The sequence below is a fragment of the Streptomyces sp. NPDC005576 genome (assembly GCF_042871745.1).
In the GTDB taxonomy this organism is placed as follows: Bacteria; Actinomycetota; Actinomycetes; order Streptomycetales; family Streptomycetaceae; genus Streptomyces.
Map to the genome: position 1 here is coordinate 338374 of NZ_JBIAJC010000003.1, position 15372 is coordinate 353745.

The 15372-nt window shown below is 69.3% G+C and carries 13 protein-coding genes; 8 read left to right on the forward strand and 5 right to left on the reverse strand.

The annotated features are described in order from the left end of the window. Nucleotides 1-315 precede the first annotated feature (315 nt). Nucleotides 316-1191, forward strand: a complete 876-nt coding sequence (locus ACFYPN_RS07675; protein WP_358764236.1) for an MEDS domain-containing protein — start codon at nucleotides 316-318, stop codon at nucleotides 1189-1191. Beyond that, nucleotides 1188-2144, forward strand: coding sequence for a sensor histidine kinase (locus ACFYPN_RS07680; RefSeq protein WP_358764237.1), 957 nt, complete (start codon nucleotides 1188-1190; stop codon nucleotides 2142-2144). Before ACFYPN_RS07675 ends, ACFYPN_RS07680 begins: the two co-directional genes overlap by 4 nt. 92 nt (nucleotides 2145-2236) lie before the next feature. On the opposite strand, the gene ACFYPN_RS07685 is transcribed toward ACFYPN_RS07680, so the two are convergent. From ACFYPN_RS07685 to ACFYPN_RS07700, 4 genes are read right to left on the reverse strand one after another with little or no spacing between them, the layout of a single operon-like run. Continuing rightward, a complete protein-coding gene (locus ACFYPN_RS07685) occupies nucleotides 2237-2638 on the reverse strand; it encodes a response regulator transcription factor (RefSeq protein ID WP_389297243.1) in 402 nt (133 codons plus the stop codon). After that, nucleotides 2635-3738, reverse strand: coding sequence for a PAS domain S-box protein (locus ACFYPN_RS07690; protein WP_389297245.1), 1104 nt, complete (start codon nucleotides 3736-3738; stop codon nucleotides 2635-2637). The genes ACFYPN_RS07685 and ACFYPN_RS07690 overlap by 4 nt, the downstream gene beginning before the upstream one ends. Then, nucleotides 3735-4391: a response regulator gene (locus tag ACFYPN_RS07695; RefSeq protein ID WP_389297246.1), complete on the reverse strand. Its 657-nt coding sequence runs from the start codon at nucleotides 4389-4391 to the stop codon at nucleotides 3735-3737. The genes ACFYPN_RS07690 and ACFYPN_RS07695 overlap by 4 nt, the downstream gene beginning before the upstream one ends. 32 nt (nucleotides 4392-4423) lie before the next feature. Then, nucleotides 4424-5047: an STAS domain-containing protein gene (locus tag ACFYPN_RS07700; RefSeq protein WP_389297248.1), complete on the reverse strand. Its 624-nt coding sequence runs from the start codon at nucleotides 5045-5047 to the stop codon at nucleotides 4424-4426. Nucleotides 5048-5537: 490 nt separating this feature from the next. Between ACFYPN_RS07700 and ACFYPN_RS07705 the strand changes: the two genes are divergently transcribed. From ACFYPN_RS07705 to ACFYPN_RS07730, 6 genes are all read left to right on the forward strand, one after another. Next, nucleotides 5538-8282, forward strand: coding sequence for an AAA family ATPase (locus ACFYPN_RS07705; RefSeq protein ID WP_389297250.1), 2745 nt, complete (start codon nucleotides 5538-5540; stop codon nucleotides 8280-8282). Between the two features lie 89 nt (nucleotides 8283-8371). Then, on the forward strand, nucleotides 8372-9109 hold the full coding sequence (locus ACFYPN_RS07710) for an alpha/beta hydrolase (RefSeq protein ID WP_358764249.1): 738 nt from the start codon (nucleotides 8372-8374) through the stop codon (nucleotides 9107-9109). A 203-nt stretch (nucleotides 9110-9312) separates the two neighbouring features. Continuing rightward, nucleotides 9313-10566 (forward strand): extracellular solute-binding protein, encoded by a 1254-nt coding sequence (locus ACFYPN_RS07715; protein WP_389297252.1) that lies wholly within the window; start codon nucleotides 9313-9315, stop codon nucleotides 10564-10566. A 166-nt stretch (nucleotides 10567-10732) separates the two neighbouring features. Beyond that, on the forward strand, nucleotides 10733-11773 hold the full coding sequence (locus ACFYPN_RS07720) for a helix-turn-helix domain-containing protein (RefSeq protein WP_358764253.1): 1041 nt from the start codon (nucleotides 10733-10735) through the stop codon (nucleotides 11771-11773). An 805-nt stretch (nucleotides 11774-12578) separates the two neighbouring features. After that, nucleotides 12579-13373 (forward strand): SDR family oxidoreductase, encoded by a 795-nt coding sequence (locus tag ACFYPN_RS07725; RefSeq protein WP_358764255.1) that lies wholly within the window; start codon nucleotides 12579-12581, stop codon nucleotides 13371-13373. A gap of 525 nt (nucleotides 13374-13898) precedes the next feature. Then, the gene (locus ACFYPN_RS07730; RefSeq protein ID WP_358764257.1) at nucleotides 13899-14528 is read left to right on the forward strand and encodes an NAD(P)H-dependent oxidoreductase; all 630 of its coding nucleotides are present in this window, start codon (nucleotides 13899-13901) and stop codon (nucleotides 14526-14528) included. 457 nt (nucleotides 14529-14985) lie between these two features. Here ACFYPN_RS07730 and ACFYPN_RS07735 read toward each other — a convergent pair whose 3' ends face one another. Continuing rightward, a complete protein-coding gene (locus tag ACFYPN_RS07735; RefSeq protein WP_358764259.1) occupies nucleotides 14986-15372 on the reverse strand; it encodes a methyltransferase in 387 nt (128 codons plus the stop codon).

The following is a 15372-nucleotide window of genomic DNA, read 5'->3' on the forward strand; positions in this document are numbered from 1 at the left end:
AGATCCCCGCCACATGCGCGACCGGACGGCCGGAGGACCCGTCGTGGCGGTCCCGGCGTCCGCGGCCTGCTCCGGGCGCTGGTCGGGCGGGGCGTGGTGTCCGCGTCGGATGCCCGGCCGTTCGACGTGCCCCGGCCCGGCATGAGACACCGGCGCGTCAGGCACATTGAATCCGTGTTTCCATGGTCGGGACAGCCAGGCCGGGACCGGGCAGCGCTCGCCGGCGGGGGCGCTGACGGTTTTCGTTCGCATCGGCTGGAGCACAGCATGATCCGAACGAGAGTCCGTGGGGCGGACGGGACCAGGGGGCTTGGTATGCCGAAGGCTGGAGGGGTGCAGGTGCCCCCGGAGCGGAAGTCGCTGAAGGGACGCCACTCCAGTGTGGTCTTCTCCGACGACCGGCAGTGGGCCGAACACCTCGGCGCCTTCGTCCGCGACGGGCTGGACAAGGGCGAGCAGGTGCAGTACTTCGCGGACACCACCGCCCCCGAACGGGTACTGCGTGTCCTCACCGACGCCGGCATCGACGCGGCGGGCGCCGTGGCGCGCGGACAGTTGTCCGTGTCGGTCGCCACGCAGTCGTATCTGGCCGGGTCCCACTTCGATCCCGACGCCATGATCGGGCTCTGGTTCGACGTGGCGGAAGCGGCCCGCGCCTCGGGATACCAGGGACTGCGCGCGATCGGTGAGATGTCCTGGGGAGCGAGGGACATCAACGGTGCCGACCGGCTGCTGGAGTACGAACTGCGCTTGCACCACGAGGTGTTCGCGCGGCTGCCGTTGACGGCCCGGTGCTTCTACGACCGCCGCCTGCTGTCCGAGGCGTACGTGGGTGTCCTCGCGAGCGCTCACGTGACGCACGAGGGGGAACCGTACGCCGAACCGGCTCTGCGGGTGGTCCCCCTGGAGGACCGGCTGGGCCTGGCGCTGTCCGGGTCGGCCGGATACGACACCCGGGACGTGGTCGCGGCCGCAGCCGCCGCCCTCTCGGCCTCGGCAGCTCAGCCGATGGAGCTGGACCTCGGGGCACTGCGTCACCTCGACGCGGCTTCCCTGGGCGTGCTGGCCGGCGCCGCGGCCCGGCGACCGGGCGGGACGCCACTGAAAATCCGGCAGGCCCCTCCTCCTCTGCGCCGACTACTGCGACTGTTCCCGGAGCTTGATTCCATGGTGGAGGTCGTGGACCGATGACAACCTACGGATCTCTTTCGACCGACCCCGGCCCCCAGGCCGCCTTCTACCATCCGGCACTGTTCTACGGGAGCAGGGCCGAGTACCTCGACGGAGTCGGGACCTTCGTCCAGGACGCCGTCGAGCGCGAGCACTCCGTCCTGGTGGCCGTACCCGGCCCCCAGCTCTCACTGCTGCGCGACTTCGTCGAGGGGGCGGACCGCGTCACGTGGGTGGACATGCGCCAGGCGGGACGTAATCCGGGACGCATCCTGTCGATGCTCCAGGAGTTCGCGGACAGTGCGCGGAAGGTCTGCACCCAGGCTTCCATCGTGGGAGAGCCGATCTGGGTCGGCCGCACGTCGGCGGAGGCACTGGAAGCCACTCGCCACGAAGCGTTGATCAACCTCGCTTTCACCGGGCGCCCCGTCAGCATCCTGTGCCCTTACGACACGGCCCTGCCCGAGGACGTACTGGCCCAGGCGTACCGCACCCACCCGGTGGTCGGCGAACCGGGGGCGTACCGCGCCAGCTCCGGCTACGCCGATCCGCACGAGGTCTGCCGCGACTGCGACACCCCGCTGGCCGAGCCGTCGGACGCCGTCGTCATCCCCTTCGACGAGGAGGGTCTGGCGCTCGTCCGTGACGAGGCCGACCGCTGGGCGGAGGCCGCCGGCCTGCCGCCGGTCCGGCGTACGGACTGGCTCCTCGCCATCAGCGAGGCAACCGGCAACTCGGTGCGCCACGGAGGCGGTCACGGAGTCCTGCGCATGTGGTGCGAGAACGGTGAACTCGTCGCGGAGATCCGCGACCGGGGGCTGCTGACCGACCCCCTCACGGGCCGCCGCAGGCCCGATCCCCGGGCGACGACCGGTGGCCGAGGCGTGTGGATCATGCATCAGCTGTGCGATCTGGTCGAGATCCGCGCGGGCGCTCAGGGACTCGTCCTCCGGCTCCACATGGGACGGGAGTGAGCCGGGCCGTCCGTCCGACGCTCCGCCCACACGACGGTCCGTCCCCACGACGGTCCGTCCCCACCGGGTTCCGGCCCCGCGCCACCCGGCTCTCATCGAGGCCCCGCCGCCCGGCGGAGCGCCGCGAGGACCTCCCGATTGCTCACACCCTTGAGGACGTACTCACGAACGCCGACGCTCAGCATCTGCTCGGCGGAGCCCTTGTCGTCGTACGCGGAGAACGCCACGATCCGGCTGCCGGGTGAACAGATTGCTATGTCCCTGGCCACCGAGGGGCCTCCGCCGGGGAAGCGCACGTCCAGGACCACGACGTCGGGCCGGTGCTGTCGCGCGAGGTGAAGAGCTCGGGCCCCGTCTCGCGCGGTGCCCACGACCCGCATGTCGGGCTGGGCCCGCACGACGTCGCCCAGGATCTCCAGAATCATCTGGTTGTCATCGCACAGAAGGACGCTGAGCCGCGGCTCCGGGAGCCCGTCCGGTGTCACGGCGGTCACGGCCCACCGTCCGGCGATGCCGCGAGCGGCAGGGGGTTGGGCACCCAGAACTCGACTGTCGTCCCCGTACCCGGGCGGCTGTGCAGGGACCACCAGCCTCCCGCCGTCTCGGCCCGCTCCCGCATCTCGACGACCCCGAAGTGGTCGCGGGCGCCGTCCTGCGACATCGGTGCGCCGGTACCGTCGTCCGCGACCCGCGTCAGAATGCCCCCGTCGGCCGGCGAGAGGCGCAGGTCGACCCTGCTCGCACGCGCGTGCTTGCGCACGTTCAGCAGCGCTTCCTGGACGATGCGGAAGATGGTGATGGCCGTCTCCGGCGTGGGCTCACGCTCCAACAGGTGCTCGAACGAGTAAGCCATTCCCCACGAGATGCCCACGACGTCGTCCAAGTGGCTGGAGAGCCCTTCGACCAGCCCGTGACGGTCGATCCCGGGCGGATGCAGCCGGAAGGTCAGGCTGCGGAGGCGACCGATCGCCTCCCGCACCGACGCGTCGAGACGGAGCAGCTCCGCGGAGTGCGGCTCGGCAACCTGATCGGCCAGCAGTTCGAGCCGCATGCCCACAGCGACCATGGCCTGGATGGAGTCGTCATGGACGTCCCAGGCGATGCGGCGCCGCTCCGCCTCCTGCGCCTGGACCAGGTGATCGAACAGCCGCCTCCGCTCGACGAGAGCATGCTGCGCAGCCCGCCGTTCGGACATGTCACGGGTGACCTTGCCGAATCCCTGCAGCACACCGTTCTCGTCCCACAGGGCGGTGATGACCACGTTCGCCCAGAACCGGGAGCCGTCCTGGCGGACGCGCCAGCCCTCGTCCTCCAGCCGGCCTTCGGCGACGGCGGTCTCGAGCTCCCACTGGGGCTTGCCGGAGGACTGGTCCTCGGGCGGATAGAAAACCGAGAAGTGCTGCCCGAGGATGTCCGCCGCCGCGTACCCCTTGATCCGTTCCGCACCGGCGTTCCAACTGATGACGTAGCCCTGCGGGTCGAGCATGAAGATGCCGTAGTCCAGCACCCCCTGGACCAGCAGGGTGAACGCTTCTTCCGACAGCGGAGTCGCCTGCTTCCGCGCCCACTGCTGCTGTCCCGGCTCCGGCGTCATGCGAGGAGACCCTCGCGCCGCGCGATCGCCACCGCTTCCAACTGGGATCGTGCTCCTAGTTTCTGCAGCACCCGCTGGACGTGGTTGCGCCCCGTGTTGAGAGCGACCCCCAGGTGTTCGCTGATCTCCGCGGTGGTGCGGCCTTCGGCCAGCAGGCCGAGAGCTTCCCGCTCCCGGGGAGTGAGATCCGCGCCGGGCGCCGGTGTCCGGCCGGTCAGCCGCTGCAGCACGTCGCCCAGGACGTCCTGGCTGAACACCATCTCGCCCGCCGCCACCCGGCGAACGGCATCCTCCAGCTCCCGCAGACCGTGGGCCTTCAGGATCAGGCCGGACCCGCCCCTCTCCGCGACGCGCGCAGCGACGGACCCGCTCCCTTCCGCCGCCAGGATGAGCACCCGCACGCCCGGGAGCAGGGCCAGCAGATCGGCGATGGCGGTGACCCCGTCACCGTCGGGCAGGCGTCGGTCCATCAGTACGACGTCCGGCTCGCACCGCACCGCGTCGGCCAGTGCCGACGCCACCGACGCCGCGCGCGCCACGACCCGCAGATCGGGTGAGCGCTCCAGCGCGAGGCATATCGCCTCGGCCACCATGTCGTGGTCCTCGACCAACAGGATTCTGACCGGTCGGCGGTCCGTGGGCGGGGCGGTCATCGGTGCGTCCTTGCAGGTGGCGGATACCAGCATCATGTCAGCAGGTGCTGGGACTGCTGCTCCGCAGTGGCCGTAGCCGCCTCACGGGAGGGAGCAGCCGCTCCCACGGCGCGACGACGGAACGACTCCGCGTACGGGGGTGTGTCCCGACCGGTGAGGAACTGGTCGGTCGGGCACTGGTCGGTCGGGCACTGTTCGGTGGGGACCTGGCCGGTGGGGACCTGGCCGGTGAGGAACCGGTCGACCCCGATCAAGGAGAGCAGGCGCGCTACCTGCGTCCCGGCCCCGACCCCTTCCACGACGAAGTCCGCGCCCACCCGAAGAGCGGAGGTCCGCGCCCCGAGCAGGGCGCTCAGGCCCGCGCAGTCACAGAAGGAGACGCCCGTCATGTCGAGGCGGAGCCGTGTCGGTGCTGCGCCCAGACAGTCGGAGACCGCGCTCCGGAGACGGGGGGCTGTATCCATGTCGAGTTCACCGACGAGGGTCACGCGTGCGATTCCCGAACGGACTGTCGTGTGTGACCGGAACGGCGTAACGGGCAGAGCCTCCCGGCCCTCTCCCTGCGTACGTGCGGCACGTGCCTCTGCGTGGGATTCCATGAGCTCTCCGTGGACCCTCCGTTGGCGGTGACCGATTTTTCCATAGTGCGAGAGCATCAGCTTGATCCTAGTGAATCTGCACTAGACGCGGAAGTCAACACCGGAGGCGCGGTCGCGAGGCCGGTGGGCGGACGTGGAGGCGACGGCCGGAGTCCGGGTGCGGTGGGTACGGGATCCTTCTTTCGACGAAGGCAGGAGCACGATCCGCACCGGAGCATTCCTGTTCCCCTCAGTGGATCCCTTCCATGGTTCCCTCCGATGGATCGGAATGGCCGACGTCTGAAGCCCTCGCGTCGGCGGCCTGACCTGGGCAACCACGGTTCAGGTGCACGCAGAGAACAGTTAGAGTTCACTGACGGACAAGTTTTGGCCACCAGTACATCGCCTCCCTGGAGTCGCTGGACGGTCATCGGGTCGCCGGGACTTCCCTGACGCGCCGGGAACGCGACGCAGCGTCCCCCAAGGCTGCGGCCCCAAGATCGCGGCCACCTGCCGGCATGGGCGGAGACCGGGTCCGACGGACGAGTGCAGGAGGAATGGGGCACAAGTGGCAAGGTTGGGCGGTCCGCTGTCCCGTAGCGGTCTGCGCGGCCGAGAGACCGAACTCGAAGAACTCGAGGCGCTGATCGACTCCGTGGTCCGCACCGGGAGCGGCGGTCTGGCCCTCATCCAGGGCGAACCGGGCATCGGCAAGACCACACTGCTCGCCGAGGTGGTCTCCCAGGCCACGGCAGCGGGATTCTCGGTCGGCGTCGGCAAAGCGGACGAGTTGCATCACATCGTGCCGCTCTCGTCGTTGGCGGCCAGCGTCCTGCAGGGAGATCAGCCACTGCTGTCCGGCGACGACTTCGCCGATCTGGCCCGCAACCACGATCAGCGGATCTGGCTGGTGGAGCGCCTGGCAGAGGCGATCGAAACGAGAGCCGACAGCGTGCCGGTACTCATCAGCCTGGACGACGTGCAGTGGGCGGACTCGCTGAGCCGATTCGCCCTGCAACAGCTACCGGCACGCCTGCGTACCTCGCCCGTACTGTGGGTGCTGACCAGCCGACGCGAGCCCAGCGGCCCGGCGGAAGAGATCATCGCGGCCGCGCCCGTCGACCTGCCGACGGTCACCGTCTCCTTGGGGCCCCTGTCCGGTGCGGACATCGCTCGACTGGCCGGTGACACCCTGGGCGCCGCCGTGGACGCACGCGTGCGGGAACTGCTCGACGGTGCGGGCGGTAACCCGTTCCTGGCTGTCGAGATGCTCGCGGGGCTGCGGACCGCGGAGACCTCCGACGACCCCGTGCCTCCGGGGCTCGTGGTGGGTGTGCGCGGCAGACTCAGGTCCCTGCAGCCCGACACCCTGCGTTTCCTCCAGATGGGAGCGGTACTGGGACGCCGGTTCGCCTTCCACGACGCTGCCGCGCTCTGCGGCCGGTCGGCCGCCACATTGATCGAGGCACTCGAGGAAGCCGTGCGCGCCGGACTCCTGGACGACGACGGTGATCATCTGGTCTTCCGGCACGATCTGCTGCGCCAGGCGGTCTACGTCGACATCCCGCCCTCGGCCCGGAAGGCTCTGCACCGGGAGGCTGCCCGCCACATCGTCGGCGCGGGCCACCAGCCGATCGACGCCGTGCCGCACGTCCTCAGGGGAGCCCTGCCCGGGGACGAGGAGGCCGTGGAGCTGCTGCGGCAAGCGGCCGACGCCGTGCTGCCGGTCACGCCCGGCCTCGCCGCCGACCTGATGACGCGCGCACTGGAGCTTGTGCCGTCAGCACATCCGCTGCGGTTCGCCGTGGGTGAGCAGGCGATCTTCTGCCTGACGCGGGCCGGCCGGAACAGAGAGGCCCTGGAAACGGGCGACCGGCTACTGGCCGGCCGGCCACCCCTGGAAGCGTTCAGCCGACTGCAGGCCGCCCTGGGCGGCACGCTCTGGAACATGGACCTCACCGGCGAATTGCGTCGGAGGGTCGAGGCCGCTCTTGCCACGGGAGGCGCCGCCCCGGAGATCGGGGCGAGGCTGGCCGGCCTCCGCACCCTGGCCATGTCCCGGGAGCCCGATCTGGTCACGGCGCGTGAAGCCGGCGAGGCCGCGCTGCGTGCGGTCACCGCCGTCGGTGACCGGGAGGCACACGTCCTGGCCCTCTCCGGGCTCGGAGAGATCGCGCAGAACGCAGGGGAGAACGCGGTCGCGCTGGAGCGCTTCGCCGCGCTGAGCGCCATCGATTCCGCCTTCCTCCCCGAAGAGATCGTCGCGCACCTGCACGTCGACGACTTCGCGTCCGGTGAACGGCTCGTCCGGCAAGCGACGGACGCCGGGACGAGCCGCCCGGCAATGCTGCTGTGGGCCCAGGGACAGTACGACCTGGGACTTGGCCGGCTCGACGACCTCGACGCCGACCTCGTGACCATGGAGCGGCTGGAAGACGAGGTGCGGGTGTCCGTCCAGCAGGTGAACGGCCGCGTGATCCGTTCCCGGATCGCACTGATGCGCGGTGACCGCGAAGGGGCGAGGGAACACCTGGAGGCGGCCCGGGAACGGCTGGCGGCCAAACCGAGTCCGGGCAACACAGCCGCCGTGCGTTTCCTGGAGGCGGTCCACGCCGGGGCCGACGGGGACATCGGCCTCGCCGTCGAAAAGATCCGGCACGTGCAGCGGGAAGCTCCCTTCATGCGCTGGCGGCTTCTGCGCAACTGGGTCGATTCCGCGGTACGGATGGCCCTGCGGGGCGGGGCGCACGAGCTCGCCGCGCACTTGGCCGAACAGGCCGAGGCCCACGCCGAGCGCAACCCCGCCGTGCCGACCGCCACCGGCATCGCGGCGCAAGCCGCCGGGCTGGTGAAGAGCGATGTGGCTGAGCTCGAGCGCTCCGTGCAGCTTCTCGGCGCAGGTCCCCGCCCGCTGGCCCGGGCCGCCGCGTACGCGGATCTCGGACAGGCGCTCCTGACAGCAGGCCGGAGACATCAGGCGGTGAGCGCACTGACGCAGGCCCGTGACGAGTTCGCCGAGGTGGGTGCTCACGCCGAAGCGGCGCGTGTGCAGCATGCTCTGCACAGCGTGGGGGCGGGCAGTCGCCGGGAAGCGACCGCGGAGCGCCCCGTTGCCGGATGGGGGGCCCTGACGCTCTCGGAGGAGAAGATCGCGCGTCTTGTGGCCGAGGGGCACACCAATCGGTCGGCCGCGGACCTGCTCGTGGTCTCCCCCCACACGGTCAATACCCACCTGACGTCCGTCTTCCGCAAGCTGTCGATCAATTCCCGGGTGCAGCTCGCCAACCTGGTCATGGCCCTGCCCGACGACTGAGGGGCCGCGTTGGTACGTTCACGCGATGCCCCGCCCCACCTCGACGCGCTTGGCTGGGCCGTTCCCCCACCCAGTCGGAGGTCACCGGCATGTACGCGTCCCGCTTCGCACCGCCGACCATCGTGCTCGTGCACGGTGCGTTCTCGGATGCCTCGTCGTGGGCGGCGGTCATCAGACTCCTCCAGGCCGCCGGACTGACCGTGCGCGCCCCGGCGAACCCACTGCGGGGTCTGGCGCACGACGCCGCGTACATCGGGAGTACGGTGCGTGCCCTGGACGTCCCCGTCGTGCTGGTCGGCCACGGCTACGGTGGCTCGGTCATCACCCAGGCCGCCGCCGACGCCGACAACGTCGTGGCACTGTGCTTCGTCGCGGCGTTCGGTCTTGACGCGGGCGAATGCGTTCTGGACGTCATGAACCGCTTCGCCCCCACTCCCATGGCCGACGCGACCTTCACCACCCCTGTGCCCACCGGGATGCCGGGCGGCCCGGAGCACGAGCTGTACATCCGGAGGGAACGATTCGCGCAGGTGTACGCCGCCGACCTTCCACCCAGCCTCGGAGAGGTGCTCTCGGTGACGCAACGCCCGATCACCTGCACCGCGCTGACCAGCAGATCGGGCGCGCCGGTGTGGGCGTCGAAACCGTCCTGGTACGGCATCGCGACCGCCGACCGGATGCTCAGCCCCGCCGCTCAGCGTTTCATGGCGCAACGCATGGCGGCCACCGAGCACGTGCTGGACGGTTCCCACGCGGTCGCGCTGTCGCAGCCCGACGGCGTGGCGGCGATGATCCGCGAAGCGTCCTGGCAGGGGCAGCGACCGTAGCGACAACGAGCTGCACGAGGCCGGGCTCCTGGGCGGGTGGGTACCCTTCCGACGGCCTCCCGGCAAAGGGCCGACCCGGGTGCGTACGATTTACGCGAACGGAAGACGATTCAGGCCACTTCCACGGCCTACCGAGGGCCGCCGGTCCTCGCCGGTCCGCGACATCCACCTCCACCACAGACATCACTCGGTAAGGCGCCCGCATGTTCTCATCAGCCCGACGACCGCCCCGGCGCATGGCCGTCCGCTGGGCCGGGGCCATGGCGCTGGCACTGGCCATCACCGGGTGTGTCGATGGAACCGGTGCCGGACCCGACCGGGGCAAGGCCGACTCCATCTCGGTGCTCGACTACTACACCGACGAACCCGAGCACACCCAGTGGAACGAGGTGCTCGCTGCTTGCGGCAGGAGGGCCGGTGTCAGGGTCGAGCACATGAGCGTTCCGCCGGCGTCGCTCGTCCCCAGGGTCCTGCGACAGGCATCCTCACGGACCCTCCCCGACCTGTTGATGCTGGACAACCCCGACCTGCAGCAGATCGCGCAGACCGGCGCCCTGACTCCGCTGGACCGGTACGCCATCGACACCAGCGGCTTCGCCGAGGGAATCCTGTCCGCGGGCACTTACCAGGGAAAGGTCTACGGGCTGGCCCCCTACGTGAGTACGGTCGCCCTCTTCTACAACAAGGACATGCTCGCCGAGGCCGGCGTCGCCGTACCCAGAACCTGGGCCGAACTCAAGGCCGCGGCGGCGCGCCTGACCGGCCCGGGGCGTTACGGCATCGCGGTCGACGCGAGCGCCACTTTCGAGAGCACGTGGCAGTTCCTGCCCTTTCTGTGGTCCAACGGCGGACACGAGAACCAGTTGGACTCCCCCCGGGCCGCCCAGGCGCTCCAGCTGTGGGTGGACCTCGTGAAGAGCGGATCCATGTCGAAGTCGGTGCTGAACTGGACGCAGGCCGACGTCCACGACCAGTTCGCCGCCAAGAGGACGGCCATGATGATCAACGGCCCCTGGCGGATTCCGGAGCTGAACAAGGACGAGAACCTGCACTGGGGAGTGGCCCCGGTGCCCGTGCCCCGGGCGGGACAGACCCTGGTCACGCCACTCGGCGGTGAGGTGTGGACAGTCCCGCAGACGTCTTCCGAGGCTCGGCAGGAGAAGGCCGCCCAGGTCCTCGCCTGCCTGAACGAGTCCCCGAACATGCTCACCCTGGCCGAGCAGCACTTCACCGTGCCCTCCCGCGCGGCGGTAGCCGCCCGGTACGCCGCGCGGAACCCGTCCATGACGGTCTTCGCCGAGAGCGTGAGAACAGCGCGCGTCCGGACCGGCGTACTCGGCGTCAGGTGGCCCAGAGCGGCGACCGGCATCTACACCGCCATCCAGTCGGCGCTGGCGGGGGAGCAGACACCGGACGAAGCCCTCAGGGACGCACAGCACGTCGCGACCAGCGACTGAGCCGTCCCCACCCCTGGAGCACGGTCATGGGCATCCGTCCTTGGCCGCCCGCTGCTCGTCCTCCCTCGGCTACGTCGCTGATCTAGCGGGTTCACGCGATGTGCCGCCCCAGGGTCGGCTGGCACGGTGTTGCAGTAGGCACAACACCGGTCGAAGGGCAGAGAGCATGGCGCCGTACGTCGAGGAGGGGAGCGCCCCGGGCAGCTTCCACACCACTGATTCACTGCCCACCCAAGAGAGGCGGCCGTACTGGCGTGAGGCCCTGTCCCAGACTTTCGGTGCCGTGAACATGACCGTCCCCGACGAGGTGTACTCCGGAGCGATCCGCGCAACACCGCTGGGCCGGCTCCAGGCCGTCACGGTGGACGGCGACGGCCTCTCCGCCGTGCGCACGCGCCAACTCGTCAGCCAGGACGACCAGATCGACTACGTCGTCGTCAAGTTGCTCGAAAAAGGAGTGGGCCGCCTGGAACAGGATGGCCGTGAAGCGCTCCTCGGCGTCGGGGACATCTTCCTGTACGACATGGCGCGCCCCCTCACGTTGCACCTTCCCCAGCCCTTCCGGACCAAGTCCCTCGTTCTGCCGAGAGATCTCCTCGGCCTGGGGGAGTCCGACATGGCGCGGATCACCGCCTGCCCACTCGGCCCCGGCACATCACTCGGCGGTCTGCTCTCCCCCTTTCTGGCCGGGCTCGTGGACGGGGCCGGCAACTACCAGCCCCACACCAACGAGTTGATGGCCCGCAACGTCGTGGACCTGGTCGGTGTGCTGGCCGGCGAGGTCCTCGGGCGGTCGGCGGCGGACACGCCGGGCGGGAACCGGGCACTGGTGCTCCGGATCCAGGCCTTCATCGACTCTCATCTCGCCGACCCCGATCTGACCCCGCAGGCGATCGCCCAGGCCCATCACATATCCCTGCGCTACCTGCACAAGCTGTTCGAGAGCGAGGACGTCACGGTCGGCCGGTGGACCCAGCGGCGTCGTCTGGAGGAGTGCCGCCGTGACCTGGGAATCCACGGAAACGTCACGATCGCCGCGGTCGCGCACCGATGGGGATTCACCAGCGCCGCCCACTTCAGCCGGGTGTTCCGGCTCAACTACGGCATGACCCCCCGCGAATGGCGCGCTACTCGGCGCAGCGAGTCCCGTCATCCGCATGACTCACCGCTGTACGAAACCGACGAGCGCTTCGCTCTCGTACGGTGATCCGTTCAGCCGCGAGAAGGGGCATCGGCAGCCGACATCACCGCGCATGGTGCACCGCATCCGACGCCGCGCACTGATCCACCACACATGACGGAACTGCCCCCGTCGGCCAGGACCGTCTCGTCGGCGGTGTCCATCCCCGCCGTCCGGAGCACCGCCCGGCAGCACTCTCCCTTTCGCGCGCGGGCGCGCGGAGCAGTACCGCCATCGACGCGATCTCCGCGTAACAACGGCGAGTCGGCAGACCCCCTGGAGCGCGGCCGGGTAGCCCGCCGCGAGGCCCAAAGTCCCGGAGAAGAGAAGTCCCGGAGATGCCGCCGCATCCGTGGCCACGAACGGAGGACCGGCCGCATTTCCCGAATTCCGGCCAGTGCACAGGAAATGGTCTGTGAGTGCACTCGCGGGTTGTCCCGCCGGGGGAGATCGACGTGCGGGTTTCCAGTAGGTCGGTACCGCCGCCCGGGAGGGTTGCGACTGCCGCAGCCTCCTTCGATCAGCGGCGGCGATTGTGTGCTGCTGTTTCCAATTCCGCTGGTCAGCACGGCCTTTGCCGGCGTGGACCGAGGGCCGGCGAGGGTGTGGCGCTTGCTGGCCAGTCGCCTCTTGATGCCCGGTCGTTCAGTTGTCGGGTCGGGCATCGGACTTACTCCGTTGTCGAGTAACTCCGGCACCGGCAGCCCTTGGCGCGCGTGGGACGCCGCGCGGGTATCCGGCCGATCCGTAATGATTCAGGAGGCCTTGGGAAGGCCCCGACTCGTCACGACGATGAGCCGATCCGACACGCAGTCAACGGGATGGCGATCTGATGGAACTGAATCTCGAAGGGCGTACGGCGCTTGTGACCGGCTCGACGCAGGGCATCGGGGCGGCGATTGCTCTCGGGCTCGCCCGCGCCGGCGCCCGCGTCGGAATCAACGGGCGTGACCCCGGACGGGTTGAGGAGGCCATGGCAAAGGTGCAGAAGGAAGCGCCAGAGGCAGAACTGGTCGCCGTGCCCGCTGACCTCGGCACGGAGGAGGGCGCCGGCCGTGCCCTGGAGGTTCTGTCGGAGGTGGACATCCTGATCAACAACCTCGGCATCTTCGGCGCCAAGCCGGCTCTGGAGATCAGTGACGACGAGTGGCGGCGCTACTTCGAGATCAACGTCCTCGCCGCCGTCCGGCTCACCAAGCTGTACCTGCCGGGCATGATGACCCGGGGCTTCGGCCGCGTCCAGTACATGTCCAGCGAATCGGCCCTGGTCATCCCGAGCGAGATGATTCACTACGGCATGTCCAAGACGGCGTTGCTGGCCGTGAGCAGGGGGTTCGCCAAGGAAGCGGCGGGCACGGGCGTGACGGTCAACTCCGTCCTCGCCGGGCCGACCCATACGGGTGGCGTTGAGGACTTCGTTTACGATCTCGTGGGACGTGATCTGCCCTGGGACGAGGCAGAGCGCACCTTCATGCGCGAGTACCGTCCCCAGTCCCTGCTCCAGCGGCTGATCGAACCTGAGGAAGTCGCGAACCTCGTGGTCTATCTCAGCTCGGACAAGGCATCCGCCACGACGGGAGGGGCGGTGCGTGTCGACGGTGGCTATGTCGACTCGATCCTGCCCTGACCGACCTCCGCTGCCCCGTGTCGAACGTGAGTTTTGCTGAATGTGCGGTGGGGTGGTGTCACCACCTCACCGCGAAGGTGCCACTGGTGTTCCGATTCTGGGATTCCGTGTGGACGAGACGGTTTGCCTCTACGGGCGGACGGCGTGCGGCGAAGGCCGAGTTCGGGTCGCCGGTCCGGGGAGGTGTCGCGTCGTCGGCCTGGCGGTGCGCTTCCGCCTCCGGGTGCGACCACACGTAACTCTGCTTACGCACCGGCGTGCGCTCCAGCCAGGAGTCCGCGCGGTAGGGCCGCGCAGGTGTCGAGGGCCGGCCCGGGATCACCACGTCGCTCTCGATTGGGCCGACTGACACCGGTTGCCTGGCGGAGGCCGCCTGCTCCGTTCTTGGGCCGTCAGGCAAGCGATCCAGCTTGATAGTTGACGATTCAACAAACGTTTCGTAGATTGGCATCCAGGCCGCTGACGGGCGTGATTCGGTGGCCCAAAATGTGGATTGATTGATACAGAAAGATCTGAGGTACACCCATGACTCACCTGTTGCACATCGACTCCAGCGCTCGCGGCGAAGGCTCCGCGAGCCGTCAGCTGTCTGCCCAGTACGTTGAAGCGTGGAAGGCCGGCAATCCGCAAGGGACGGTCACCTACCGCGACCTCACCGTGGACACTCCTGCCTTCGTCTCCCCGGAGTGGATCACGGGTGTCTTCGGCCCGTCCGAGGCGGCGAACGAGGGCACCAAGGCCGCCCTGGAGGCGTCCGACCGTCTGATCCGCGAGATCGAAGCCGCGGACGTCCTGGTCCTGGGCGTGCCGATGTACAACTTCGGCGTCCCGGCCACCTTCAAGGCGTGGATCGACCAGGTCGTCAGGGGCGGGCGCACCTTTGCCTTCGGTGAGAACGGCCCCGAGGGGCTACTGAAGGACAAGAAGGCCGTCGTCCTGCGAGCGTCCGGCAGCGACTTCGACAACCCGGCCTTTGCCTCGATGGATTTCCATGCTCCGTACATCCGCGGTGTCCTCGGCTGGATCGGCATCACGGACGTTGAAGTCATCGCGGTCCACGGCTACACCCCGGAGCAGCTGGAAGCGGCCATTCGTCGGACCGATGGCGCTCTGGCTGCCTCCGCCTCGGCCGGGAACGCCGTTGTGGCTGTCTGATCCGACGGTCGTGCGCAGTGCTGGAGCGCGGCGTCGCTTCCGGCGGGCGGATCTGTCCGCCCCGGAGTGAGGGGCGCTGCCCCGGGGTGCCCCGTCGGTGTCGACCGTGCCGGCGGGGTGTTCCGCGTTGATGTTCGGTCGATGAGCTTGATGTGCGGGTGGTTCGGTGGCCGGTGGGGGTGTGCGTCCGAGTGGGCGCATGCCCCTTTCCGCGACTCCGCTGCTGCGGTTGGGGTGGTGAAGCAGCCGGTGAGGTGGCGGGCCTCCACCGTGGTGAAGCCGGCGGTCCGGAGCCACTTGGTGGCATCCAGGACCGTGTACTCGGAGCCGTCCTCGGTGTCGATGAGCATGTTCAGCGACAGCATGAGCCCGTAGGCGTTGTGGCGGCGCTCGTCGTCGATCACGGCGTCGTAGGCGATGAGGGCTCCGCCTTCGGGCAGCGGGTCCTAGACCTTCTTCAGGAGGAACTGGCGCTGTTCCAGGTTCCAGGTTCCCGTCGTGGAGGATCTGGCCTTACGACGTAGACGTCGACCTGGGGAAGAGCGTCGGTGAAGAAGTCACGGCCGTGGAAGGTGAGTCGCTCGCTCAGCCCGGTCGCGGCGACGAACGCCTCGAAAACCGGCTTCACGGGGGGCAGTTCGAAGACGGCTCCGGTCATGTGCGGGTGGGTACCCAGCACGGCGGCCGGAACGGCACCGAGGGCGCCGCCGAGGTCGATGACGTGGTGCCTGCTGCTCCAGCCGAAGTCGGCGGCCGGCGCAGCGGCCAGGGGGTGCTGACGCCGTTCATGCCGTTGAGGAAGTTGCTCCAGGCGACTGATCGGCAGGGCTGGTGCGGACGGCAC